Origin of the sequence: Trinickia dinghuensis (assembly GCF_003367175.1) — a bacterium.
Classification (GTDB): domain Bacteria; phylum Pseudomonadota; class Gammaproteobacteria; order Burkholderiales; family Burkholderiaceae; genus Trinickia; species Trinickia dinghuensis.
This window is the reverse complement of record NZ_QRGA01000014.1, coordinates 172,449-195,757: the sequence shown is the minus strand read 5'-3', so window position 1 is coordinate 195,757 and position 23,309 is coordinate 172,449. Positions and strand designations below refer to the sequence as shown.

The 23,309-nt window shown below is 63.5% G+C and carries 21 protein-coding genes, 1 tRNA gene and 1 pseudogene; 13 read left to right on the top strand and 10 right to left on the bottom strand.

Annotated elements, in window-relative coordinates:
* Positions 1–41 precede the first annotated feature (41 nt).
* Positions 42–1,391, top strand: a complete 1,350-nt coding sequence (locus tag DWV00_RS23450; RefSeq protein ID WP_115535999.1) for an ABC transporter ATP-binding protein — start codon at positions 42–44, stop codon at positions 1,389–1,391.
* Positions 1,392–1,503: 112 nt separating this feature from the next.
* On the opposite strand, the gene DWV00_RS23445 is transcribed toward DWV00_RS23450, so the two are convergent.
* Entirely contained in the window at positions 1,504–2,568 is a 1,065-nt protein-coding gene (locus DWV00_RS23445) for a sigma-54 interaction domain-containing protein (protein WP_115535998.1), read from the bottom strand.
* Positions 2,569–2,844: 276 nt separating this feature from the next.
* On the opposite strand from DWV00_RS23445, the gene DWV00_RS34390 reads away from it, so the two are divergent.
* From DWV00_RS34390 to otsA, 5 genes are all read left to right on the top strand, one after another.
* On the top strand, positions 2,845–3,135 hold the full coding sequence (locus DWV00_RS34390; RefSeq protein ID WP_115535997.1) for a hypothetical protein: 291 nt from the start codon (positions 2,845–2,847) through the stop codon (positions 3,133–3,135).
* A gap of 204 nt (positions 3,136–3,339) precedes the next feature.
* Complete coding sequence (locus DWV00_RS23435) at positions 3,340–4,746, top strand: sigma-54-dependent transcriptional regulator (RefSeq protein ID WP_115535996.1); 1,407 nt, start codon at positions 3,340–3,342, stop codon at positions 4,744–4,746.
* Between the two features lie 146 nt (positions 4,747–4,892).
* Complete coding sequence (locus tag DWV00_RS23430; protein WP_115535995.1) at positions 4,893–5,072, top strand: hypothetical protein; 180 nt, start codon at positions 4,893–4,895, stop codon at positions 5,070–5,072.
* Between the two features lie 134 nt (positions 5,073–5,206).
* Complete coding sequence (locus DWV00_RS23425) at positions 5,207–5,425, top strand: hypothetical protein (protein ID WP_115535994.1); 219 nt, start codon at positions 5,207–5,209, stop codon at positions 5,423–5,425.
* Between the two features lie 308 nt (positions 5,426–5,733).
* Positions 5,734–7,155, top strand: a complete 1,422-nt coding sequence (otsA, locus tag DWV00_RS23420; RefSeq protein ID WP_115535993.1) for an alpha,alpha-trehalose-phosphate synthase (UDP-forming) — start codon at positions 5,734–5,736, stop codon at positions 7,153–7,155.
* A gap of 132 nt (positions 7,156–7,287) precedes the next feature.
* On the opposite strand, the gene DWV00_RS23415 is transcribed toward otsA, so the two are convergent.
* Positions 7,288–8,778 (bottom strand): RNA polymerase factor sigma-54, encoded by a 1,491-nt coding sequence (locus tag DWV00_RS23415; protein WP_115535992.1) that lies wholly within the window; start codon positions 8,776–8,778, stop codon positions 7,288–7,290.
* Between the two features lie 326 nt (positions 8,779–9,104).
* Between DWV00_RS23415 and DWV00_RS23410 the strand changes: the two genes are divergently transcribed.
* On the top strand, positions 9,105–9,470 hold the full coding sequence (locus DWV00_RS23410) for a BON domain-containing protein (RefSeq protein WP_115535991.1): 366 nt from the start codon (positions 9,105–9,107) through the stop codon (positions 9,468–9,470).
* 69 nt (positions 9,471–9,539) lie between these two features.
* Here DWV00_RS23410 and DWV00_RS23405 read toward each other — a convergent pair whose 3' ends face one another.
* From DWV00_RS23405 to DWV00_RS23390, 4 genes are all read right to left on the bottom strand, one after another.
* Entirely contained in the window at positions 9,540–10,130 is a 591-nt protein-coding gene (locus DWV00_RS23405) for a hypothetical protein (RefSeq protein WP_115535990.1), read from the bottom strand.
* Positions 10,131–10,341: 211 nt separating this feature from the next.
* Positions 10,342–11,709 (bottom strand): MFS transporter, encoded by a 1,368-nt coding sequence (locus tag DWV00_RS23400; protein ID WP_115535989.1) that lies wholly within the window; start codon positions 11,707–11,709, stop codon positions 10,342–10,344.
* Positions 11,710–11,872: 163 nt separating this feature from the next.
* Complete coding sequence (locus DWV00_RS23395) at positions 11,873–12,382, bottom strand: YbhB/YbcL family Raf kinase inhibitor-like protein (protein ID WP_115535988.1); 510 nt, start codon at positions 12,380–12,382, stop codon at positions 11,873–11,875.
* 350 nt (positions 12,383–12,732) lie between these two features.
* Complete coding sequence (locus DWV00_RS23390) at positions 12,733–13,650, bottom strand: NAD(P)-dependent oxidoreductase (protein WP_245965001.1); 918 nt, start codon at positions 13,648–13,650, stop codon at positions 12,733–12,735.
* 142 nt (positions 13,651–13,792) lie between these two features.
* On the opposite strand from DWV00_RS23390, the gene DWV00_RS34175 reads away from it, so the two are divergent.
* The gene (locus DWV00_RS34175) at positions 13,793–13,942 is read left to right on the top strand and encodes a hypothetical protein (protein ID WP_181885567.1); all 150 of its coding nucleotides are present in this window, start codon (positions 13,793–13,795) and stop codon (positions 13,940–13,942) included.
* Between the two features lie 93 nt (positions 13,943–14,035).
* On the opposite strand, the gene DWV00_RS23385 is transcribed toward DWV00_RS34175, so the two are convergent.
* A complete protein-coding gene (locus DWV00_RS23385; protein WP_115535986.1) occupies positions 14,036–14,416 on the bottom strand; it encodes a DUF5594 family protein in 381 nt (126 codons plus the stop codon).
* A gap of 147 nt (positions 14,417–14,563) precedes the next feature.
* On the opposite strand from DWV00_RS23385, the gene DWV00_RS33775 reads away from it, so the two are divergent.
* Together DWV00_RS33775 and DWV00_RS33770 are read left to right on the top strand one after the other, a co-directional pair.
* On the top strand, positions 14,564–15,109 hold the full coding sequence (locus DWV00_RS33775) for a hypothetical protein (protein WP_147297965.1): 546 nt from the start codon (positions 14,564–14,566) through the stop codon (positions 15,107–15,109).
* Between the two features lie 291 nt (positions 15,110–15,400).
* Positions 15,401–15,958 (top strand): sce7726 family protein, encoded by a 558-nt coding sequence (locus DWV00_RS33770; RefSeq protein WP_147297964.1) that lies wholly within the window; start codon positions 15,401–15,403, stop codon positions 15,956–15,958.
* On the opposite strand, the gene DWV00_RS23375 is transcribed toward DWV00_RS33770, so the two are convergent.
* A complete protein-coding gene (locus tag DWV00_RS23375; protein ID WP_115535985.1) occupies positions 15,953–17,023 on the bottom strand; it encodes a beta family protein in 1,071 nt (356 codons plus the stop codon). The genes DWV00_RS33770 and DWV00_RS23375 overlap by 6 nt on opposite strands.
* A gap of 919 nt (positions 17,024–17,942) precedes the next feature.
* Here DWV00_RS23375 and DWV00_RS23365 point away from each other — a divergent pair.
* Positions 17,943–18,300, top strand: a pseudogene (locus DWV00_RS23365) (transposase); the annotation flags it as partial.
* Positions 18,301–18,612: 312 nt separating this feature from the next.
* On the opposite strand, the gene DWV00_RS23360 reads toward DWV00_RS23365, so the two are convergent.
* Both DWV00_RS23360 and DWV00_RS23355 read right to left on the bottom strand, forming a co-directional pair.
* A tRNA-Arg gene (locus tag DWV00_RS23360) sits at positions 18,613–18,687 on the bottom strand.
* A gap of 112 nt (positions 18,688–18,799) precedes the next feature.
* Entirely contained in the window at positions 18,800–18,982 is a 183-nt protein-coding gene (locus tag DWV00_RS23355) for a rubredoxin (protein WP_115535984.1), read from the bottom strand.
* 222 nt (positions 18,983–19,204) lie between these two features.
* Between DWV00_RS23355 and DWV00_RS23350 the strand changes: the two genes are divergently transcribed.
* The gene (locus DWV00_RS23350) at positions 19,205–21,142 is read left to right on the top strand and encodes an ATP-binding cassette domain-containing protein (protein ID WP_115536076.1); all 1,938 of its coding nucleotides are present in this window, start codon (positions 19,205–19,207) and stop codon (positions 21,140–21,142) included.
* Positions 21,143–21,304: 162 nt separating this feature from the next.
* Positions 21,305–23,290: a DNA topoisomerase IV subunit B gene (locus DWV00_RS23345; protein WP_115535983.1), complete on the top strand. Its 1,986-nt coding sequence runs from the start codon at positions 21,305–21,307 to the stop codon at positions 23,288–23,290.
* Positions 23,291–23,309: the final 19 nt, after the last annotated feature.

Below are 23,309 nucleotides of genomic sequence, written 5' to 3'. Positions count from 1 at the left end.
GGCGCGCCCACCCAGTGCTCAATTCCGAAGAGTGAAGCGCAATGCAAAATCCGAAAGCTGACCTAAGCGCCGCACCGTTCGCCGGCACGGCCCCGGCCGCCCTGCGTCTGGGCGAGGAAGTCCTCAACGTCAACGGCGTGCGTCGCGGCTTCGCCAAGGCGCAAGGCGAGCTGCTCGTGCTCGACGACGTCAATCTGTCGCTGCGCGAAGGGGAGATCGTCGGGCTGCTCGGGCGTTCGGGCTCGGGCAAATCGACGCTCCTGCGCATCATCGCGGGCCTCATCGAGCCGACCGCCGGCGAAGTGAGCTACCTCGGCAAGCCGCTGTCCGGCCCGGCCGAAGGCGTGGCGATGGTGTTCCAGACCTTTGCGCTGTTTCCGTGGCTCACGGTGCTGCAAAACGTCGAAGCGGGGCTCGAGGCGCTCGGCGTCGGCGCGCGCCAGCGCCGCGAACGCGCGCTGGCAGCGATCGACCTGATCGGCCTCGACGGTTTCGAAAACGCCTATCCGCGCGAGCTGTCGGGCGGGATGCGCCAGCGCGTGGGTTTCGCGCGCGCGCTCGTGGTGGACCCGACGCTGCTGCTGATGGACGAGCCGTTCTCGGCGCTGGACGTGCTGACGGCCGAGACGCTGCGTACCGACTTGCTCGATTTGTGGACGCAGCGGCGCATGCCGATCAAGTCCGTGTTGATCGTCACGCACAACATCGAAGAAGCCGTGTTCATGTGCGACCGCATTCTCGTGCTCTCGTCGAATCCGGGGCGCGTGCTGGCCGAGATCAAGGTGCCGTTCGCGCACCCGCGCAACCGTCTCGACCCGGCCTTCAGAAGGCTCGTCGACGAGATCTACGCGAAGATGACGGCGCGTCGTACCGACGAAGCGACGAAGAAGGGGCTCGAACTCGGCAGCTGGCTGCCGAGCGTTTCGACCAACTTGATGGCCGGCTTGATCGAAACGCTGGCCGCGCCGCCGTACCACGGCCGTGCCGACATGCCGGAAATCGCGCGGTCGCTGCATCTCGAGGTGGACGATCTGTTCCCGATCGCGGAAGTGCTGCAGCATCTCGGGTTCGCCGATGTGCGCGAAGGCGACATCTTCCTTACGCCGCCCGCGCGCGTGTTCGCCGAATTCGGCACGCAAGAGCGCAAGATGATGTTCGCCGAGCATCTGCTGCGGCACGTGCCGCTGGCCGCGCGAGTCAAGAAGGTGCTGAACGAGCGGCCCGGACATCGCGCGCCGCGCGTGCGCTTCGAGCAGGAGCTGGAAGATTTCCTCTCGGACAGCGCCGCCGAGGAGACGCTCGATGCCGTCATCAACTGGGGCCGTTACGGCGAGATTTTCTCGTACAACGACCAGACCGAAATCTTCAGCCTCGAAGACGTCGAGTCGTAAGCGCCTCTGCGCGAAAGCACATCGCGAAGACGTACCGAACGCGCCGCATGCGTCCCACTGCAAGGGCACGCGTGCGGCGCGTTCGTTTTTTTACGCTGCTATAGGCAACAGGCTACGTGTCCGACGAGGAGGGGCCGTCGTCTTCGTCCTCGTAGGCGCCGAGACGGTTGTAGAGCGTCTTCAGGCTCACGCCGAGCGCCTTCGCCGCCCGGCGCTTGTCGCCGCCGCAGTGTTTCAGCGTGCCGAGGATGATCTGCCGCTGGGCTTCGGCGAGCGGCGTGCCGACCCAGATACTCATCGCGTCGCCTTGGGTGACGGCCTTCTTCGAACGAGCGGCGAGCCGCGGATGCTCGATCTCGACGGCTTTCTCCGCAAGGATGAATGCGCGGTAGACGCTGTTCTTCAACTCCCGCACGTTGCCGGGCCATGAATAGGTGCGCAGCGTCTCCTTGGCGCGCTTGCTGAACGCCTTGTTCGTGCCTTCCTGCGCGTTCAGTTCGGCGAGGAAGTGCTGGGCGAGCAATTCGCGATCGCCTTCGCGTTCGCGCAGCGGCGGCGCCCGCAGCGGAAAGACGGCGAGACGGTACATCAGGTCTTCGCGCAACCCGTTTTCCTTTACGGCCACCAGCGGGTCGCGATTCGTCGCGGCGATGACGCGCACGTCGGTGCGCTGCAGTTCGGTACCGCCGACGCGATAGAAGGTGCCCGTCTCGAGCGCCCGCAGCAGCTTGACCTGGCGCACGGGCATCATCTCGGTGACTTCGTCGAGGAACAGCGTGCCGCCGTTCGCGTGCTCGAAGTAGCCGGCGCGGCCCTGCACGGCGCCGGTGAAGCTGCCGCGCTCGTGGCCGAACAGTTCGGCCTCGATCAGGCTGTCGGGAATCGCGCCGCAATTGACGGCGACGAACGGGCTGTTCTTGCGCGAGCTGCGGTCGTGGATGGTGCGGGCCACGAGCTCCTTGCCGGTGCCGGATTCGCCGACCACCAGCACCGTCGCGTCGGTGGACGCCACGCGCTCGATTTGCTCGTACAACTCCAGCATCGACGGCGAAGAACCATAAAGCATGCCGTACGATTCGAGCCCCGCCGCATCGCGGGCGAGGTTTTTCGCGAATCGTGCCGCTGCGTCATCGTCCCGCGCCGCGGCCGGCGTTTCAACATCGGTAGACTCGGGCATGTGAATGAAATCCGTTGGGCATTGCCGCCTGAGAAAAACGAAAAGAGATGCGTTTCTTTCTTCGGCGCCAATGCGCGTGGGTAGTTCCAAAAGGGTATTTAACCATGCAACCCGGGCTTGGCGCACCCGCTTGGCCGGTTCCGCCGCTGGCATGAAAACTGCGGCTGGCCGAAATCGACGGTAAGCGGAACTCGGTGGGCCCGGATCGATCCGACTAGTATCCGGACGGCGCGAGGGCACCGCTTTACCTCGCATTGGTAATGCTAGGGGGATCATATGGCTCGTCCTAAAATTGGAATTTTTGGTGCGCTTGTCGCGGTCGGCGGTGTGATTGCGTGGCGTTGGGCGCAAAAGCATCGTGCGTCGCAGGCGCGGTTCGCGGGCGAACTGAGCCGGTGGGAGGGCGAAGGCGGCGCTGTCGCGATAGCGGCGGGAGCGGCCGCCGCGCCCGCGATGTCCGAGCGCGGATTGCCGCACGGCGTCGTGCCTAACGGTGTGGGTCACGGCACTTTCGGACATATCGGCGGTACGCGCGACGCATGGATTTTCCCTCACGGGCATAGCTGACGCGGTTTCGCACCCGCTGGCCGGCCCAAGGCGCCGCCTGTTCCGGCGGCGCTCGATTCATTTCGGTGTGCCGAATTGCTCGCCTGACTCGTCTCGTCTAGGCACAATATAGTGACGAGCCGCGCGGGCGGGCGGCGTTTGCCCCGAACGTCGAATCACGCCCCCGTTTTTCAACTGTTATTCATCACTGACCAGCGAATACAGATGCCACATGTGCTGATAGTCGACGACGATCCTGGAACCCGTGAAGCCCTCGTATCGATCATTGCCGCCGATGGCTTGACGACCGCGACGGCCGGCGATCTGCGCGAGGCTCGCATTCAGCTCGTGCGCCAGACGCCCGACGTCGTGTTCACGGATTTGCAGTTGCCGGACGGCAGCGGCGTCGATCTGTTCGAGGATCTCGATCCGCGCTCGGGCGTCGAAATCATCGTCATTACCGGCCACGCGACGGTCGAGTCCGCGGTGACGGCGCTCAAGATGGGCGCCTCGGACTACCTCGTCAAGCCGATCAACATGCAGCGCGTGAAGTCGGTGCTCGACCGTCTGCCGCGCGCGGGCGACTTGAAGGCGCAGATCGGTACGCTGCGCGGCGAGCTGCGCCGCATGGGGCGTTTCGGTTTGATGCTCGGCAATTCGCCGGCCATGCAATCGGTCTACGATCAGATCGGGCGCGTGGCGCCGACCGCCGCATCCGTGCTGCTCGTCGGCGAATCGGGCACGGGCAAGGAAGTCGCGGCCCAGACCATTCATGAGTTGAGCTTGCGCCGCAAGCATGCTTTCCTTGCCGTCAATTGCGGCGCGATTTCGCCGAACCTGATCGAATCCGAGATGTTCGGTCACGAGCGTGGTTCGTTCACGGGAGCGGACCGCCAGCACAAGGGCTACTTCGAACGCGCGAGCGGCGGCACGATCTTCCTCGACGAAATCACGGAGATGCCTGCCGAATTGCAGGTCAAGTTTCTGCGCGTGCTCGAGACAGGCATGTTCATGCGCGTGGGCACGACCAAGGAAATCGAAACGGACGTACGGGTCATTGCGGCCACGAACCGCGATCCCGAAGAGGCCGTGCTCGAAGGCAAGCTGCGGCTCGACCTCTATCACCGCCTCAACGTATTTCCGATCAGCCTGCCCCCGCTGCGCGAGCGCGGCGGCGACACATGGCTGCTCGCGCAGGCGTTCCTCGACGAGCTCAACGAGCGCCACGGCTCGCGCAAGCAGTTTCCGCCGGCAGTGCGGGACATGATGCAGTCGTACCCGTGGCCGGGCAACGTGCGCGAACTGAAGAACTACGTGCAGCGTGCATTCATCATGGCCGCTCCGGATGCCGACAGCACGGCGGCGGTGCCGCTGCAAATCTCGCTGTCGAAGCCGTCGACGGGTACGGCCGTGACGATTCCGTTCGGCACGTCGCTGGCCGATGCCGATCGCCAACTGATTCTCGCGACGCTCGAGCAGTGCGGCGGGGTCAAGACGCGTGCGGCCGAGATTCTCGGAATCAGCCTGAAGACGCTCTATAACCGGCTCGTCGAGTACGGCGAAGACGCGAAATCGGCCGCGAGCGAGAGCGATGCGGCCGGCGAAACGGGCGATGCCGCGGCGGGCAACTGACGCCGCCGATCGGCGCGACACGCGATGCGCCATGCGCGAACGCCCGCGCGGCGGCGGGATAGCCGTCGCCGCATCACAGCCTAGTTGGCAAAAAACTTGCTCGTCAGCACACCTAACTTCTTGATTGCTCGACGAGGGACGTTTCGATGCCCGTATTGCGCAGCGCTCCGATTCATCTGCACACCCCCGAACCCGATCCGCCCGTGGTGCCGCCGCAAGAGCCGCCCGTTCCGGGGCCTGTCCCCGAACGCGAGCCGCCCGAGCCGCGGCATCCGCCTATCGGCGATCCGCCGCCCGTGCCGACCGACGTGCCTCCGCTGCACTGAGGAAACACCCTGCGGCTGTACCGGTTACAAATCTGTCGCAATTGTTACCGCGCGTTCGCCCGTTCGGCATCCTAGACTTAAATGAAAACTGCTTTGCCTGCCCGGGCATTGCCCTAGCTCTTGGAGATCGATCCATGAGACACCCCGCGTTGCGGCGCTCTGCGCGCCATTCGCTCAAGCGCGAAGCAAAAAATAATGGCAGTTTTCCGGCTCGATCACAGTCCGAACACGATCCATCGGGGCAAAACCGCGCCGCGCCCGACACGCCGGCCGACGGCGATCACAACCAGGGCGGCGCTCGAGCCGAAGGGCTCGACTATCAGCGGGACCTAGGCTCCGAGCAAGACGCCTAGACGTCGCATCGCCGAGGTTCTGCCCGCATGCGCGCTCCCGCTCGCGCGGTGTGCGTTCGTGCGTTCGTCGCATTCGCGCCTAGCGGTCCGTATCGCGCGATTCGCTCGCATGCGCTTGCCGGAACGGCGTAGCGCGGCGTTGCGCATGGGGCCGCGCTGCCGGCTCGCGTCGATCGCACGAATGGCAAGCGAATCGCAATCGCATTCATTAGACGTTAGATGCGGCACGCACCTTGCATGCCCTACACCGAGCGACGGCGAGACGGTTCGCCGCGCAAGAGAATGCCAACCGAAGAGGTGGAGCCGCAATGAGCAGACTTATCGTGGTGTCAAACCGCGTCGCGCCGACGCAGGAGGGCCGCCCCGCGGCAGGGGGGCTCGCGATCGGCGTGCTGGACGCCCTGAAGGAAACGGGCGGCGTCTGGTTCGGGTGGAGCGGAGAGATCATCGGCGAATCGCAGGCGCCGGAGATCGAGAAACAAGGCAAGGTCACGTATGCGACCGTCGGCCTCACACGACGCGACTATGATCAGTATTACCGAGGGTTTTCGAACGCGACCTTATGGCCGACGTTTCACTACCGCACTGACTTATCCCGCTACGACCGGCAAGAGTACGCCGGCTACCTGCGCGTCAATACGACGCTGGCCAAGCAGCTGAAGGCCATGCTCGAACCCGACGACATCATCTGGGTTCACGACTATCACCTGTTGCCGTTCGCGCGTGCGCTTCGCGAACTCGGCGTGAGCAATCCAATCGGCTTCTTCCTGCACATTCCGTTTCCGGTGCCGGAGATGCTGCGCACGGTGCCTCCGCACGAAGAACTCGTCAAAGCGATGTGCAGTTACGACGTGCTCGGTTTCCAGACTCAGGCGGACCGTCAATCGTTCGTCGACTACATCGAGCGCGGCGGCTTCGGCACTGCGAGCGACGACGGCATGATCCACGCGTTCGGGCGCGTGCTGAAGGTCGGTGCGTATCCGATCGGGATCTATCCCGATGCGATTGCCAGCGCCGCGCAGCAATTCGCCGATCGCAAGCAAGTGAATACGCTGCGCGATGCGATGCGCGGGCGCAAGCTCATCATGAGCGTCGACCGTCTCGACTACTCCAAAGGGCTCGTCGAGCGCTTCCAGGCGTTCGAACGGTTGCTGCTCGCCTCGCCGAATTGGCATGGACGCGTCTCGCTCGTGCAGATCGCTCCGCCTACGCGCTCCGACGTGCAGACCTATCAACGCATCCGGCAAACGCTGGAGGGGGAAGCCGGCCGCATCAACGGACGCTTCGCTCAGCTCGATTGGACGCCGATTCAATACCTGAATCGAAAATACGAACGCAATCTGCTGATGGCGCTGTTCCGCCTATCGCAAGTGGGCTATGTGACGCCGCTGCGCGATGGCATGAATCTCGTTGCTAAGGAGTACGTAGCATCGCAGGATCCGGAGGATCCCGGCGTGCTCGTGCTGTCGCAGTTCGCCGGCGCGGCCGAGCAGTTGCCCGGCGCGCTGGTCGTGAATCCGTTCGATCTCACGCAGATGGCGGAAGCGCTCGAGCGCGCGCTGTCGATGCCGCTCCCGGATCGCAAGGCACGGCATGCCGACATGATGGCGCAGCTGCGCTCGGGCGATCTATCGACCTGGCGCGATGCGTTCCTGGTCGACTTGCGGCGTGTCACGACGGCGGCATCGGTCACGCGCAAGGCCGTCAAACTGGCCGATATCGCGGCTTGACGCCGCATCGAGCATGAACGAAAAGGGCCGGCTTTTTCTTAGCCGGCCCTTCTTACTTCTTCCGTCTCTTTCTACTTTTTCGTTCTCTCTCAGGTTCGCTCTTCTCGGCTTGTTTTCGGCTCGGCCCTTTCGCTATGCCTGGCGTCGCAATTGCGCGGGCGGCACCTTGAGCAGATTGCGATACTTGGCGACGGTGCGGCGCGCGACGATCATCCCCTCTTGCGAGAGCAACTTGGCCAGCGCCACGTCGGACAACGGATTGCGTGCGTCTTCCTGATCGATCATCTCCTTGATCAGCGCGCGCACGGCAGCGGCGGAACAGCGGCCGCCCGTTTCGGTCGCGAGCTCGCGCGGGAAGAAGTGACGGAACTCGAAAATGCCGCGCGGCGTCGCCATGTACTTGTTGCTCGAAGCGCGCGAGACCGTCGATTCATGCAGACCGAGTTCTTCCGCGAGCTTGCTGAGCACGAGCGGCTTCAGCGCGATTTCGCCGTAGTCGAAGAACGCCTTCTGGTACGAGACGATGCACTGGGCGACACGCTGTATGGTCGTGAAGCGCTGCTCGGCGTTGCGCAGCAGCCAGCGTGCTTCCTGCAGCTGCTGTCCGAGCGGCGAGCCGGTGCCGCCCGATTGCGCGAACAGCTCCGCATAGACGCGATGAATGCGCGCACGCGGCAGCACCGCGGGGTTGATCGACGCGACCCAGCGGCCCTTCACTCGGCGGACGATGACGTCCGGGATGACGTAGTTGTCGTCGGCGCGTGAATAGAACTGGCCCGGCTTCGGGTCGAGCCGGCGTACCAGTGCGCAGGCCTTGCGCAATTCCTCGGCCGAACACCCCAGCTGCTTTTGCAACTCGGCATGTTCGCGTCGCGCCAGCCGTTCGAGATGATGCTCGGCGATCTCACGCGCTGCCGCGCGACCCGGGGTGTCGGATGACATCGCATCGAGTTGCAGGCCAAGGCATTCCGAAAGCGAGCGCGCGCCGACCCCGGGGCGATCGAGCGTTTGCACGAGCCGTAGCGCCACGCGCAATTCTTCCTCGCTGAGCGCCGGATCGGCTTCGAAGGCGCCGGCGAGTTCGTCGAGCGATTCGCGCATGTAGCCATCGTCGTCGAGGGCCTCGATGACGATCTGCGCGGCCGCTTGATCGCGCTCGTTCAGCGGATAGAGTTGCAGCAAGTTATGCAGATGCTCATGCATCGTCGGCTGCGCGTGCGCCCAGGCGCCGGGATCGACATCGTCGGAATCGTTGTTGCGCGAAGCGCCGCGCGTGGTCCAGTCCTGTCCGAAATCGCCGATCGGATCGTCGGCCGGTGCCGCCGTCGTCGTATCGGGGTTCGAGATGCCGTCGTACGGATCGACGGCCTCGGCGGGCGCGGGCGCATCGGCAGCCACGCCGGGCTGCAGTTCCGCCGCGCCGCCTTCATGCGCGCCATTGGCCGGGGCTTCGCCCTCTTCGGCAATGGGATCGTCGTATTCGAGAAAGGGGTTGTTGTCCAGCGCTTGACGAAGCTCGTGCTGAAACTCCAGCGAGGACAACTGCAGAAGCCGTACCGATTGCTGCAGGCGCGGCGTGAGTGCCACATGTTGTTTGCTGCGCAGTTCAAGAGTCGGTGGCATGGCAAAAGTCCAGTGGAATAGTCTTAGCTTTAAAGCAACGGCCATACCAGGTGTTGCCACGCGGGCGATGCAGACGATTCGGAAGCGCAGGAAGCGTGCCGCGGCGGCGTGAACGCGGCAGCTTTTACAGACTGCAGTGCAAAAGCGCGGCGTGGTTTGCTGCGACTGCGAAGACGAGGGCTGCCGACACGCAGTCGTGCGCGCGCCGGTTCCCACGGCACGTAGCTTGCGGACCACCTTGGACGAGCGGAACGCGGGTCGGTATCCCTTCCCGGTTTTGCGTGTCTATGTTCGGCAATTCCTTCCATCTTTGAGCAGGAGAAACCGTGAAAGCACTCCCATTACTCAAAATCGCCGCCGTTGTTGCTTCCTTGACGCTTGCCGCCGGCGTATCGGCACAAACTGCCGCGTCCGATACCTCGACGACGGGTGCCGCGGCACCGTCGTCGAGTTCCGAGTCGATCGGCCAGCACATCGACGACGGTACCGTGACGACGAAAGTGAAAGCCGCGCTCGTGACGGCGAAGGACGTCAAGTCCACGCACATTCACGTCAAGACGCGGCGCGGCACCGTTTGGTTGACCGGCACGGTGCCGTCGAGCGACGAAAAGACGCGCGCGGCGCAGGTTGCCGAGGGCGTGACCGGCGTCCATGCGGTGAGGAACCGCCTGAAAATCAGCAGCGCCGAGTGACCGCCGACGCGGCGCGGTGCGGAGCAATGCCGGCGCTGGGTGCTGTCTGCTGCGTGCCGCGCGCACCGCCTATGCTTGGCGGTGCGTGAACTCGGTCAGGGGCACGGGCGGCACCGTCGGGTCGAAGTCGGCCCATCGGCCTTGCTGCCAGTGGCCGGAGGCGCGTTCGACCGCGAGCGAGCCGGCGGCGTCGAGCACTTGGGCCGCCAGCGCTTGATTATCGGGCGAGACGTGCACGGCGACGAGCACGCCGGAGTCGCGCGTTTCGTGATGGGCGGTGTGTTGGGTTGCCGCGCCGTGCGATGGCACGGTGCGCATGCGTGCCTCCACGAGGCCACCGAGCATCGCGCCGACGTAAGCGCCTACTCCCGCTGCCGTCACAGTCGCGATGAACGATATCGACAGCGGTGCGCAGATCGCGACGCCGATGACGGCGCCCGCGACGGCGCCGACGATCGCGCCGCGACCCGGGTGCGCGGCCGGGCGCAGGGTATGCGGGACGGCGTGGAGGCTGTCGGCGGCCGCGTGCGCGTGCTGCCCGCGCGGGTTGACGAAGAACAGACTCACGTCCTCTTCTAGGAAGCCTTGCGCGAACAGCTGCCGGGCGGCTGATTCGGCGGCGGCGAACGCGGTAAAACGTCCAGCGACGATGAGCGACATGGCGGCTCCATCACGGCGTTGCACGTAGGCATGCCGTATGAGGAAAGCGAACGAACCGGGCGCGGACGGCCACGACACGCGCCCCGGGCCAACTGGTTGGACATCCGGTTTTGGCGCAAGTGCCGCGGGGTGCGGGTTTGTCCCGGGGGCGTCGATGCCTGCGCGTGCGCCGGCGCCTTAGCCGGCGTACCCGGCGACGTGTCGTCTCATGTCACGCGGATTCGGCGGGGCCGGATGCGCGCAGGCGCATCAAACTCACGATCGACGCGACGCCGGCAACGGCGGCTGCCACCGCCAGCGCGACGACCGGCCCGTGATTCGGCGAGACGCCGAAGATCAGCGCGACCAGTGCCGCTCCGACCGTTTGTCCGGTGAGCCGCGCGGTACCGAGCATCCCGCTGGCGCCGCCGCTGCGCTCGCGCGGCGCGGCCGACAGCATCTGCCGGTTGTTGGGCGACTGGAAGATCCCGAAGCCCGCGCCGCACAGCGCCATGCGCCACACGATGGCGAAAACGCTCGGATGCGGGCCCATCGTCGCGAGCAGCACAAGGCCCGCCGTCATGGCCATGAGCCCGATGCCTCCGAGTATCCCGGCCGAATACTTGTCCGACAGCACCCCCGCGACGGGTGCCGCGAAGACGATTACGAAAGGCCAGGGCGTGATCAGCAATCCCGTCTGAACCTGATCGAAGCCGAGCACGTTCTGAAACAGGAAAGGCAGCGAGACATAGGCCAGCATCTGCGCGCAAAACGAGCAGACCGACGTGGCAATCGAGAGCGCGAAAACAGGAATCTTGAGCAGATCGATCGGCAGCAGCGGCGCCGGGCGCGTCAATTGGCGGCGCACGAACACGTAGCCGACGACGAGGAGCCCGAGCACTTGGGCGACGATCCAGCCGGCCGCTTCGCCGTGACCGAATCCGTCGATCGTGAAAATCAGCAGGCCGAACACGATAGCGTTCATCACCGCGCTCAAATAATCGTACGGCGAGTCATGCCCGGGATTGGTCGGCAGCGCGCGCAGCGAGCCGATCACGGCGACGATCCCGATCGGCACGTTGATCGCGAACAGCCACGGCCACGAGGCGACGGACAGCACGGCCGAAGCGACGGTCGGCCCGACGGCCGAGGAAATCGCGACGACCATCGCGTTGATCGCGACGCCGCGTCCGAGCATATTGGCCGGGTAGATCGTGCGCACGAGCGCCGTGTTCACGCTCATGATGCCGGCGGCGCCGAATCCTTGGACGACACGGACGAGCGCGAGCGCTGTCAGCGAAGTGGACAGCGCGCAGCCGAGCGAGGCGACGGTGAACAGCGCGAGGCCCACCGTATAGATGCGCCGGTAGCCAATGCGGTCGCCGAGCGAGGCGAGCGGCAACAGCGAAATGGTGATCGAAAGCTGGTAGGCGTTGACGACCCAGATCGAATCGGCGGCGCTTGCGTGGAGATCGCGCGCGATCGTGGGCAGGGCGACGTTGGCGATGGCGCCGTCGAGCACGGCGAGCGTGATGCCCAGCGCGATGACGACGATCGCCCAGTAACGCTGGGGAATGGGTATTCCGTGTTCTGCTTCCATCGGGGAGAGAGTCGGGTAGCGGGCGGCGGGGACGAGCCTCGCATTTTAAGCGCGCAACCCGCGACCGCGCTTGCGGGCGCACCGCCCGCGGCGGCGGGCGGATTCGGTTGCGGACGCAACGATTATGCCCGCACACCGCGCCCGCATGGCGACTTGCGCGGCTTTACTTCAATTCGTAAAGGCCGGTGTAGGTGGCCGAGTCGATCTCGTTCAAATGCGTCATGAAGCGGGCGACGGCATTCGTCGTTTGCGGCGTGATCGGCAAGCGATCGACCTTTAGCGCGTGGACCCGGAAGATATAGCGGTGGGGCTTGTCGCCGCGCGGCGGCGCCGCGCCGCCGAAACCTTGCGTGCCGTAGTCGTTGCCCACTTGAATGGCGCCCGCGGGCAGCAGGCTGCCGTCGGCCTTGCCCGCGCCGAGCGGCAGCGAGCGGATGTCGGCGGGAATGTTGACGACGACCCAATGCCAAAAACCGCTGCCGGTCGGGGCGTCGGGATCGTAGACGGTCAGCGCGAGGCTCTTGGTGTCTTCGGGCGGCGCGTCCCATTGGAGCGAGGGCGAGAGGTTGCCGCCGTCGCCGTCGACGCCGAACGCTTTGTCGCTGCACTCTTGAGCGCGCGGCATGAAGCCGTTGCTCGGGAAGTCGTCGGACCAAATTCTGAACTCAGCCATCGAATGCCTCCTTATTCTTCACGGGTTGGGCGGTGCGGCACGATGTGCCGCGATGCGGCGGTGGTTCGCGTGCCGAGTTTATCACCGCGCTCGAGCAGGGATCGGACCACGAAGCGTATTGCCTCGGGCGTATGGCCTCACTAGGCAGTTACCGCCGATACCGGTATGCCGACGCAACTGTTTGTGCGAGTGTGGCGCCGCTAGGATGGGTGTTCCATCGATCCAACGAAACTACAAGGGATGTCGCCGCGTACGGCGAAGCCGTGTATTTGGCCGGAGCGGGCCGGCGGGGCTGACGGGCCTGAGGCCGGGCGGCCGAGCCCGACGATCGGCTCGGCCGGCGCGCTGTCTCAGCGGGGCTCGTGCAGCTTGCGTAGACGCCAGATCAAGCTCGACGTATCGAAACGATTGCCGCCGAGCGCTTGAACGTCGCCGTAGAACTGGTCGACGAGGGCCGTCACCGGCAGGGACGTGCCCGTGCGTTTCGCTTCGTCGAGACAGAAGCCGAGATCCTTGCGCATCCAATCGACGGCGAAGCCGTAGTCGAACTTGCCCTCGATCATCGTCTTGCCGCGATTGTCCATCTGCCAGCTCGCGGCCGCGCCTTTGCCGATGACTTCGAGCACGCGCGTCATGTCGAGGCCCGCGCGCTGGCCGAAGTTGATCGCTTCCGATAGGCCTTGGATCATGCCCGCGATGCATATCTGGTTGACCATCTTCGTCAATTGGCCCGCGCCGACGGCGCCGAGGCACGTGACGGCCACCCCGTAGTGCTTGAGGACGACGGCTGCGCGTTCGAACGCTTGGATGTCGTCGCTGCCGCACATGATCGTCAGCTTGCCGTTTTGGGCGCCAGCCTGGCCGCCGGAGACGGGGGCGTCGATGAACGTTACGCCCAGTGCGCCGGCGGCTTTCGCGAGTTCGCGCGCGACGTTGGCCGATGCCGTCGTGTGATCGGCAAACAGCGCGCCGCTTGCCATGCCGGCGAAGGCGCCGTCCTGGCCGAGCGTCACGCCGCGCAGGTCGTCGTCGTTGCCGACGCAAGTCAGCACAAGTTCCGCGCCCTGCGCTGCTTCGCGCGGTGTGGGTGCGGCGCGGCCGCCGTATTCGGCAACCCATTGCTCGGCTTTCACTTGGGTGCGGTTGTAGACGGTGACGTCGAACCCGGCCTTGGCTAGGTGGCCGGCCATCGGATAGCCCATCACGCCGAGGCCGATGAAGGCGACGCGGCGGATGGCGCTGGCGGAAGAGGAAGTCGGCTCGCTCACGGCGGCTCCTTTGGCGTTTGTTTCAGTGGGGTGGGGGCCCCAATTATCGCAGCGATGGGCGTCAGGTCGTGCGGCGGTGCACATTCGCGGATGGGCTCGGCGCGCCTAGAATGGGAGCGTCAGGGTCAAAGCGGAGGGCGCCATGTTCGATTCGTCGATCGGATTGCTGCTTGTGCTGGCATTGTTCGCCTGCGCCGCGCTGGCGGTGTCGACACGCTATCGCACCGACCATCCTCTCGCCGATCTGATGCGCTGGGCGCAAGCGCATGATTGGCTGCACCATCGGCATTAGGTTGCCAAGGCTTGCCGCATCCGACGGGCGCTCGCTGCTGCTCGGGGCGCGGCGTCGCTCGGCGATGCGGTTCGCCTCCAATCCGCTAGCGTTCTAACCCTCTAAATCGAGGTTGCCGAGCAAGACCAACGGTTCGGCCTGCGAGCGCGTGGCCAAGTCGAAATCGCGCGCGGCTTGCCAGGCGCCCAGCTTCCGCGGCAGTGCCTCGAGGTAGTGCGCGAAGCGCTGCGGGCCGCTGCTTTCCATCAGCGAGGCGATCTCGCACTCGTCCCAGGTCATATGCAGGTTGAGCGGATGGCGGGCTCCGCGCACGCGATCGGCGATCGGTGCGGTGATCTTGAGCGTGGTCGGCTGGCTGGGGCCGCCGTACGCATCGAGCTGAATGCGGGCTTGGGGACCGATGACGTCTCGAATCGCTTTCGCGATACGGGGCGCGAATTCGGCGTCGAATAGGTGGGCTGTCGTCGGGTTCATGAGGCGCTTCCGTGATCGGGTGATCCTAGCACGGAGAGGGCGAGGGGATTTTGTCTGATTTTTTTGCGGTGATTTGTGCGGCGGGAGGTTAGTCACGTAAAAGGAGCTTCCATACGACTGGAAAAAAACATCGGAAGGAGTCACAGCATGGCGACTACGCATGTCGGAAGCAGCTTTAACAGATTCCCTGTCAACGAAGGCCGGGTAGCTTGCGCCACGGCCGCAACTAGGGAGAAGATCGGTACGTGGCTGGAAAATCAGGAAACGACAGGTTCGCGAGGCCGCCCTGATCGGGCGATCGGGGGAAAGACGTTGCCCAACGTTCATTCGGCTCGACCGGATTTGCGACTGGAGAAGGCGAGCAACATGAACATCCGCTGCGACGAAAGCGACATGGACGAAATGATAGAGGCCAGCAAGATGCTTCGTGCGGCAGGCATCTCTCATGAGGATGTCGCGGCACTTGGACGCAGCAGGCATCGTATTGCAGCGGCATCATATTTGCCCGGAAGTCCATCCGCGTGTGACGAATGTGGAAGGCTTCTTTCGAGGTATAACATTCGCGTTTCCGGTGCCCGTGTCGGAATCGGAGGCGTTCGAAATGAATATCGAACTGGCACAAGAAGAGGCGCTGGCCGGGCGTGCAAAAAAGACGTCGTTTTCGATGTTGTGTTCGAGGCACGAGCAGTATGAGCGCCACGCCAAAGGACTTGGTCGATTGTGCGTGCGCCATGCTGGGGGCGGCCGCGGAGGAGGCATCCTACCGCGCGGTGTGCAGCCGTGCTTACTATGGCGCTTACCACGTTGCAAAGGCGTCTTACGAGGAGCTTCCTTCGTCGGGGGTGTTGGTAACCTCGTAGGCCGGCCCGTTTCTTCGCCTCATCTATACTTGTGGTGAAGCGGCTGAGGTGTGGTGTAGGGACGGGTTTTTGCCCCCGCAATACCTCTTGATTCCATCTGGACGGTCGCTATAATTTCGCCGCCATGCATTCACCGGAAACCATTCGACAACTACTGCGCTCGTGGGTTGCTACGACGAAGCAGCACCTTCCTGGGGATGTCTTTATCGATGAGTTATGTATCGTCGACAAGACGTGCCGGGCGGATCTCGTCCATGCAAATGGGCTTCTCTGCGGGTTCGAAGTTAAGTCGGAATCTGACACGTTCAAACGTTGGCCTCAGCAGATGGAGGCGTATTTGCGAGTGTTCGACGAAGTCTGGTTGTGTTGCCACAGGAAGCATGCTGTTCGCGCACTCGGCGAGTCAGGGCCTACCGTCGGTATCTTAATCGTTGACGAATATTCCTCTATCGCGGTGTTGCGTCCGGCAGGTAAGAACCGGAACGTTGCCGCGTACGATTTAAGTGGCCTTCTGTGGCGGGAAGAGTTGGATGCGCTCTGTGTCAAGCAAGGCGTCCCCGTCGTTCGGCGCGAAAGAATTCGTGAGGCGCGGCACCGCGTGGCTGATACGGTGCCGCTCGAAGCGTTGCGGGAAGAGGTTCTCGTTAGGCTAAAAGCTCGCTATGGAGAAGCGAGCTTATAGGTCGTCGTCGTCTGGCCCGGCGCCACCAGTTAAGGTGCGGTGAGACGCAAGATATTCGAGGACAGCGCAGATGTGCTGATTCACCCTGAAGCCGTTCCACGTCCCGTTGTTTCCGTAGTTCGTCGCCGAACTCGCAATGCGGGCTATTTCCCGGTTCGCCCAGCAAAATTCGTCGCCGTGGTAGCCCGGCAACGCCCTTATCATTCGAGCGATCGCTGGGTAGTGGTGAAATTCCTTGTCTCCACCTTGCCTCGTTTGCCACCATTCAACTGGCGTGAAGTAATTGGCGAACGGGATCACCGGCATTCCAGGGATGAAGTCCATTACGCCTGTCGGATTGGTGCCGGCGTAATCGCCGTAGGTCAGTTCGACGTCGGGCAGTGCGCCGCGGAATGCTAACTGCCACGCAAGGTCTAAACAAGCGCGCGTGCGAGAGCTTCCAGATGGTGGTTTGTCATCTGGGAATGAGGTACTGACAAGAACAATGCGGCCGACGCCGTATCGTCGGATATGCTGGACAAGACTCTCGAGCCAGCCACCGCGGGTGAGCAGCGGAAAGTCGGTGAGTTTGCGAAAATCAACGATGACATCGACGGCACTGGGATCCGGCACTGAATTGAGCACATTCTGAGCGATAGGCCACTGCCTGGGACTGTCACGATTCACATCCATCCGGACCGCGATCTTGGAATAGCGCGCTGACAGCATGATCGCGCATTGCACGACGTCGCGCGAAGAGTCAGCATCCGCCCACCCTACCACCGGAATCAAAGCAGAGTTTTTTGCGGCCGTTGCATCATAGAAATTTCGCTTTTCGATGAACGCATTCGCGGCTAAATTTAGTTCGTGTTCGACTATATAGCGGTCATTTGAATCTGTATCAAATCGCGATACATCGAGATAGAAGGGGGTGCTCCCCCAATTATTTGTAAATGAATCCAAATGTCGCTCGTCGGTCCCTCGCATGCTTAGTAAGGGGGCCACCCGCTGCTTGCGCCCCGGCTCGAGGTTGATCAATGCTTTGATGTCGTTTTGGCCGACGCGTAATGCCGCCACGTAATCCATGGGCTCCTCTCAGTGTCCCGATTCGGGGGACCTTCCGCCGCTCAAAATGAGCTATTTTTTGGTGGAGAATAGTTTAGCTGAGTTGTGAAGCAGAAAGTCGTGATCTGGTGGGTTGATGGAAAATTATTTCTGTCGTCACTTCATTCTGTCTGATTCTCCGGCGTCGCGATTGTTGCGCTAGTTTTTGGTGATCTATACTTGAGGAGGCGCAGCTTCAGTTGGTGATGTTCTACTCGATCTTTTTGTAGATGCCAGTGATCGTTGTCTCACTCCACGTGCTATGCATGGTCTGGTTGTCTGCCACATCTCACAAATAGTTTTGAGGGCGCTACAGCAAAGCGTTGTGAACTAGTGGATCGCGAAAGTCCATCAATTCTTGGATGGCTATCTCGTATATTGCGGAGCGGAGCACGTTGTTCGAGGTATTTACTTTCGCTTTATCGGTTGCCGAAAGCTAACTGTCGAGCTTCGTTGGCTACTGACTGATCCCCGCGCTGCGAGGAACAGATGCGTGCTCAGATCGGCAGTTGTCAGGACAGAGATCGCAGCATTCACGACCGGCGGCCCCAGTGCCGCGGCGATCTCGGCGTCATCCGGTAGCGGCGCATCGCGCCTAACCCAGCCGCGTTGTTCCGGCAACTCGCGCAATGCTGCGAGCTTGCGTCGGCCCATGAAGCCATAGCGCGCCAGTTCACGGGCGCTACCCCGTGGCGCATGCGCACGAGAACCTGTCGATATTGGTGCATCTTGATTCTCCGCTGGCCCATCGCAGCCCCCTTGGGGTATCACGCCCCACAACTAAGCCTGCAATGCGTATCACAATCGAGAGGCTCGGTTCTGCCTGGCTCCTATATGCCGAAAACGCTCCGGCTCCTTTATGCCCGAAGTCGATAGGCCCCTCTGTGCCGGAGGATGACAGCCTGTCCTAACGAGCATGCCGGGAGTAGGCGTCAGGACCGCGGCCCGACTCCTGACCGAAGTTGCTCACAAAGCCTTCGCCTCGGCTGCCCACATACGCTGGCCTTGCTCCGGTCACCCGGCGCTCAGGCTCATCCATCAGCGGTGAGCATCCATCTCGACGCGGTAATAAGGTGCTCAAGCGCACCTTATTCCTATCCGCCTTCGCAGTCTTGCGAGATCCCATCTCACGGGCTTACTTTGCTCGCAAAATCCAACAGGGCAAGCGCCATAACCAAGCACTTATCGCACTGGCACGTCGACGCTGCGACGTTCTGTTCGCCATGCTAGACGACAATTACCTTGGCCGGTGGCGATGAGTCGGAGGCGGCGTAGCCGCCGAAGACGACGAGCTACCGGCGGCGCCGGAGTAGCGGGGTTTTACGATGGCTGATCGCGTCGAACAAGAAGCGAACAGCCATGCCCGGAACCTACGTGACGGACCAGCAGGTCCCACATGCTATGGCGCATGCTGTGGCGTGATCCGGCGATGCTCCGCGCTTGGAGCCAGGCGTTTAGGGCATTACAGGTGTGCGTCCTGGGAACTCCAACTGCTGTGGGCACACCACGAATAGCAGAAAAGTCCTTGGGCCTTATGAGATCGAGCTTTCGGGCCGGCTTGAGTCCGAAAATGGTCCCCCCGACAGGAATCGAACCTGTATCTAGCGCTTAGGAGGCACTTGTTCTATCCATTGAACTACGGGGAGGATCTGCTTTCCGGGCGGTGAGCCCGGATGTACCGGCGCGCGCAGAGTATATCAAAGCCGAGCGTTTGCCTATGCGGATCGTGCTGCAACCGGCGGAAGCGCCGGCCCGAACTCAAAACTCGACGACGGCGAATTCACCCTTGCTCACGTCGCACAGCGGGCAGCGCCAGTCCTCGGGAATATCGGCGAAACGCGTGCCTGCCGCGATGCCCTCGTCAGGTAGCCCTTCCTCTTCGTTGTACACCCACCCGCAAATCACGCAAACCCAGCTCTTGTAGTCGATAACGTCGCTCACGGCGTCCTACCCTAATTCATTTCGAAAAGTCGTTGCTTAGCGGCCCGTCGAACCGATTCGATCCCGGGCCGCCTAGGCGGCGGGGCGGATTGTCTCACTGTTTGGCAACCTGTGTCGGTCGGCCTCGCGCCGGGCGCGATTATGCCGAACGGCCAGCACACACCGGCTCGAGCGCCGCCGCCGGTACAATGGGCGTTTGATTTTTCGCAGGCGCGCTCTTTCATGTCGCTTTATTCCATCGTCGATGCGCAGCTCGCGTTCGGCCACGTTGCATTGCTCGATCACGCCGATTTCTCGCTCGAAGCCGGCGAACGCGTCGGGCTCATCGGGCGCAACGGCGCCGGCAAGTCTTCGCTGCTCAAGATCGTTGCCGCCCTTACACAGCCCGACGACGGCCTCGTCACGCGTCAGCAGGATCTGTCCACGGTCTACGTACCGCAAGAACCCGAATTCGATCCGCAAGCCTCCGTCTTCGATTCCGTCGCGGGCGGTCTGGCCCACATGCGGGCTTCGCTCGACGAATACGATGCCGTAGCGCACGCCCTTGCTGCCACGCCCGAGGGTGCCGAGCACGACGCGCTGCTCGCGCGCATGAACGTCCTGCAATCCTCGCTCGATGCAACCGATGCATGGAATTGGCGCACGCGCGTCTCGACCACGATCGCGCAGTTGAACCTCGACGGCGATGCGCGCGTCGGCGCGCTATCGGGCGGGATGCAAAAGCGCGTCGCGCTGGCGCAGGCGCTTGTCGTAGACCCTGACGTCCTGCTGCTCGACGAGCCGACGAACCACCTCGATTTCGACGGCATCCGCTGGCTCGAGGAACTGCTCGTCAATTCGCGCGCCGGCTTGTTCTTCATCACCCACGACCGTGCATTCCTCGATCGCGTCGCCACGCGCATCGTCGAACTCGATCGCGGCCGGTTGCTGTCGTATCCGGGCAACTTCTCGGCGTATCAGACGCGCAAGGCCCAGCAACTGGAAGTCGAGCGCGTCGAGAACGAAAAGTTCGACAAACTGCTGGCACAGGAAGAAGTCTGGATCCGCAAGGGCGTCGAGGCGCGCCGCACGCGCAGCGTCGGGCGCATCGCGCGGCTGGTCGAGATGCGGCAGCAGCGAGAAGAGCGCCGCAACGTTCAAGGCAACGTGAAGCTCGACGTGGGGCAGGGCGAGCGCTCGGGCAAGATCGTCGCCGAACTCACGGACGTCACGAAACGCTTCGGCGAGCGCGCGGTCGTCGATCGGTTCTCGTCCACCGTCATGCGCGGCGACAAGATCGGCTTCATCGGCCCGAACGGCGCCGGCAAGACCACGCTGCTCAAGCTCATTCTCGGCGAGATCGCACCCGACGAAGGCAAGGTGCGCGTCGGCACGAACCTGCAGGTGGCCTACTTCGATCAAATGCGCGCGCAACTCGATCAGGAAAAGAGCCTGGCCGACACGATCAGCCCGGGCAGCGACTGGATCGAGGTCAACGGCACGCGCAAGCACGTGATGAGCTATCTCGGCGATTTCCTGTTCGCGCCCGAACGGGCGCGCTCGCCCGTGAAGTCGCTTTCGGGCGGCGAGCGCAATCGGCTGCTGCTGGCACGGTTGTTCGCGCGGCCCGCGAACGTGCTCGTGCTCGACGAGCCGACGAACGATCTCGATATTCCCACGCTGGAACTGCTCGAGGAACTGCTGGCCGACTATGACGGCACCGTGCTGCTCGTGAGCCACGATCGCGCGTTTCTCGACAATGTCGTCACGTCGGTGATCGCGTCCGAAGGGGGCGGCCTGTGGCGCGAGTACGTCGGCGGCTTCACCGATTGGCAAACGCAAAGCGAGCGCGCAGAGCGTCTGGCGAAGGAGGCGGCCGACAAGAACGCGCCGAAGGCCGCCCCGCGTGAGGCTGCGCCCAAGGAAAGCGCGGCCGGCCGCAATGCGCAGCGCACGGTCAAGCTCTCGTTCAAGGAACAGCGCGAACTCGAAGCGCTGCCCGAGACGATCGCCGCGCTCGAGGCGGAGCAAAAATCGATCGGAGCGCAACTCGAGGACGGTTCGATCTTCGCGCGCGACGCCAAGGAGGGCGCGCGCTTGACGGAGCGCTACGCGGCGATCGACGACGAACTGCTCGCCGCGCTCGAACGCTGGGAAGAGCTCGAAGCGAAACGTAAGTAAGCGGCCAGGGCGGCGCTCGCCTTGCGGGCACTTCGGCGGTTGCTAGCGTCCCGCGGATAGGGGCCGGCGAGCGGGCCATTCGGCGGATTGGCCGTCCCGTCGAATTGCCGAGACAAACGAAACCAGTAAAATACGCCGCGACTAAACGACCTACACGAGACCATGTCCACGAAAAAGCCAAACGCCGCGTATAGCGAGGCGTCGATCAAGGTGCTCAAAGGGCTCGAACCGGTCAAGCAGCGGCCGGGCATGTACACGCGCACCGAAAATCCGCTGCACATCATCCAGGAAGTCATCGACAACGCCTCGGACGAAGCGCTCGGCGGCCACGGCCGTCAGATTCTCGTCACGCTGCATGCCGACCAATCGGTGTCGGTCGAGGACGACGGGCGCGGCATTCCGTTCGGCCTGCACCCCGACGAAGGCGTGCCCGTGGTCGAGATCGTCTTCACGCGTTTGCACGCGGGCGGCAAGTTCGACAAGGCCGCCGGCGGTGCGTATACGTTTTCGGGCGGTCTGCACGGCGTAGGCGTGTCGGTCACCAATGCACTGGCGTCGCGGCTCGATGTGACCGTCTGGCGCGACGGCAAGGTGGCCGAGGTCGGATTCGGGCACGGCGACGTCGTGCGGCCGCTGACCGTGCGCGCGGCCCAGAAAGGCGAGAAGCGCTCGGGCACGCGCGTAACCGCGTTGCCCGATCCGAAATACTTCGATTCGGCGAATCTGCCGTTCGGCGAACTGCAGCGTCTGTTGCGCTCGAAGGCCGTGCTGCTGCCGGGCGTCGAGGTCGTGCTCGTCAATGAAAAGACGGGCGAGCGCCAGAGCTGGAAATACGAAGACGGCCTGCGCGGCTATCTGCTCGAAGGCATGGCCGGCAGCGAGCTGTTGATCCCGCTGTTCGAAGGCGAACGCTATGCCGATAGCGCCCGCACGAACGAAGACTCCTTCGCCGAAGGCGAAGGTGCCGCGTGGGTTGTCGCATGGAGCGAAGAAGGGCCGCTGATGCGCGAGTCCTATGTGAACCTGATTCCGACGCCGGCGGGCGGCACGCACGAATCGGGCTTGCGCGACGGGCTCTTCCAAGCCGTCAAGAGCTTCGTCGAGCTGCACAACTTGCAGCCCAAGGGCGTCAAGCTGCTGGCGGAGGACGTCTTCGCGCGCGTGTCGTTCGTTTTGTCGGCGAAGGTGCTCGATCCGCAATTTCAAGGGCAGATCAAAGAGCGCCTCAATAGCCGCGACGCCGTCAAGCTCGTGTCCTCGTTCGCGCGCCCCGCGCTCGAGCTGTGGCTCAATCAGCACGTCGATCAGGGCAAGAAGCTCGCCGAACTCGTCATCAGGCAGGCGCAGGCGCGCACGCGGGCTGGGCAGAAGGTCGAGAAGCGCAAGAGCTCGGGCGTCGCCGTGCTGCCGGGCAAGCTGACCGATTGCGAATCGACCGACATCTCGCGCAACGAGCTGTTCCTCGTCGAAGGCGATTCGGCCGGCGGTTCGGCCAAGATGGGCCGCGACAAGGAATTCCAGGCGATCCTGCCGTTGCGCGGCAAGGTCCTCAATACCTGGGAGACGGAACGCGACCGGCTGTTCGCGAACAACGAGGTGCACGACATCTCGGTCGCGATCGGCGTCGATCCGCACAACCCGGACGACACCGTCGATTTGTCGAATCTGCGCTACGGCAAGATCTGCATCTTGTCGGACGCCGACGTCGACGGCGCGCACATTCAGGTGCTCTTGCTCACGCTGTTCTTCAAGCACTTTCCGCAATTGATCGAACGCGGGCATGTTTGCGTCGCGCGGCCGCCGCTGTTTCGCGTCGATGCTCCCGCGCGCGGCAAGAAGCCGGCGCAGAAGCTGTACGCGCTCGACGAGGGCGAGCTCGAAGCCACGCTCGACAAGCTGCGCAAGGACGGCGTGCGTGAAACGCAGTGGACGATCAGCCGCTTCAAAGGCCTCGGCGAAATGAGCGCCGAGCAGCTCTGGGATACGACGATGAACCCCGATACGCGGCGGCTCATGCCGATCTCGCTCGGCGAACTCGATTACGAGGGCACCGTCTCGCGCATGACGATGCTGATGGGAAAGGGCGAAGCCGCGGCGCGCCGCAGCTGGCTCGAAGAGAAAGGCAACGAAGTCGAAGCGGATATCTGAGGCACTGCCTCGCCGCGCT

Excerpts from the sequence above, each read along its gene's own strand:
- DWV00_RS23450 (WP_115535999.1), top strand. The coding sequence starts at position 42 with ATGCAAAATCCGAAAGCTGACCTAAGCGCCGCACCGTTCGCCGGCACG.
- DWV00_RS23445 (WP_115535998.1), bottom strand. The coding sequence starts at position 2,568 with ATGCCCGAGTCTACCGATGTTGAAACGCCGGCCGCGGCGCGGGACGAT.
- DWV00_RS34390 (WP_115535997.1), top strand. The coding sequence starts at position 2,845 with ATGGCTCGTCCTAAAATTGGAATTTTTGGTGCGCTTGTCGCGGTCGGC.
- DWV00_RS23435 (WP_115535996.1), top strand. The coding sequence starts at position 3,340 with ATGCCACATGTGCTGATAGTCGACGACGATCCTGGAACCCGTGAAGCC.
- DWV00_RS23430 (WP_115535995.1), top strand. The coding sequence starts at position 4,893 with ATGCCCGTATTGCGCAGCGCTCCGATTCATCTGCACACCCCCGAACCC.
- DWV00_RS23425 (WP_115535994.1), top strand. The coding sequence starts at position 5,207 with ATGAGACACCCCGCGTTGCGGCGCTCTGCGCGCCATTCGCTCAAGCGC.
- otsA (WP_115535993.1), top strand. The coding sequence starts at position 5,734 with ATGAGCAGACTTATCGTGGTGTCAAACCGCGTCGCGCCGACGCAGGAG.
- DWV00_RS23415 (WP_115535992.1), bottom strand. The coding sequence starts at position 8,778 with ATGCCACCGACTCTTGAACTGCGCAGCAAACAACATGTGGCACTCACG.
- DWV00_RS23405 (WP_115535990.1), bottom strand. The coding sequence starts at position 10,130 with ATGTCGCTCATCGTCGCTGGACGTTTTACCGCGTTCGCCGCCGCCGAA.
- DWV00_RS23400 (WP_115535989.1), bottom strand. The coding sequence starts at position 11,709 with ATGGAAGCAGAACACGGAATACCCATTCCCCAGCGTTACTGGGCGATC.
- DWV00_RS23395 (WP_115535988.1), bottom strand. The coding sequence starts at position 12,382 with ATGGCTGAGTTCAGAATTTGGTCCGACGACTTCCCGAGCAACGGCTTC.
- DWV00_RS34175 (WP_181885567.1), top strand. The coding sequence starts at position 13,793 with ATGTTCGATTCGTCGATCGGATTGCTGCTTGTGCTGGCATTGTTCGCC.
- DWV00_RS23385 (WP_115535986.1), bottom strand. The coding sequence starts at position 14,416 with ATGAACCCGACGACAGCCCACCTATTCGACGCCGAATTCGCGCCCCGT.
- DWV00_RS33775 (WP_147297965.1), top strand. The coding sequence starts at position 14,564 with ATGGCGACTACGCATGTCGGAAGCAGCTTTAACAGATTCCCTGTCAAC.
- DWV00_RS33770 (WP_147297964.1), top strand. The coding sequence starts at position 15,401 with ATGCATTCACCGGAAACCATTCGACAACTACTGCGCTCGTGGGTTGCT.
- DWV00_RS23375 (WP_115535985.1), bottom strand. The coding sequence starts at position 17,023 with ATGGATTACGTGGCGGCATTACGCGTCGGCCAAAACGACATCAAAGCA.
- DWV00_RS23350 (WP_115536076.1), top strand. The coding sequence starts at position 19,205 with ATGTCGCTTTATTCCATCGTCGATGCGCAGCTCGCGTTCGGCCACGTT.
- DWV00_RS23345 (WP_115535983.1), top strand. The coding sequence starts at position 21,305 with ATGTCCACGAAAAAGCCAAACGCCGCGTATAGCGAGGCGTCGATCAAG.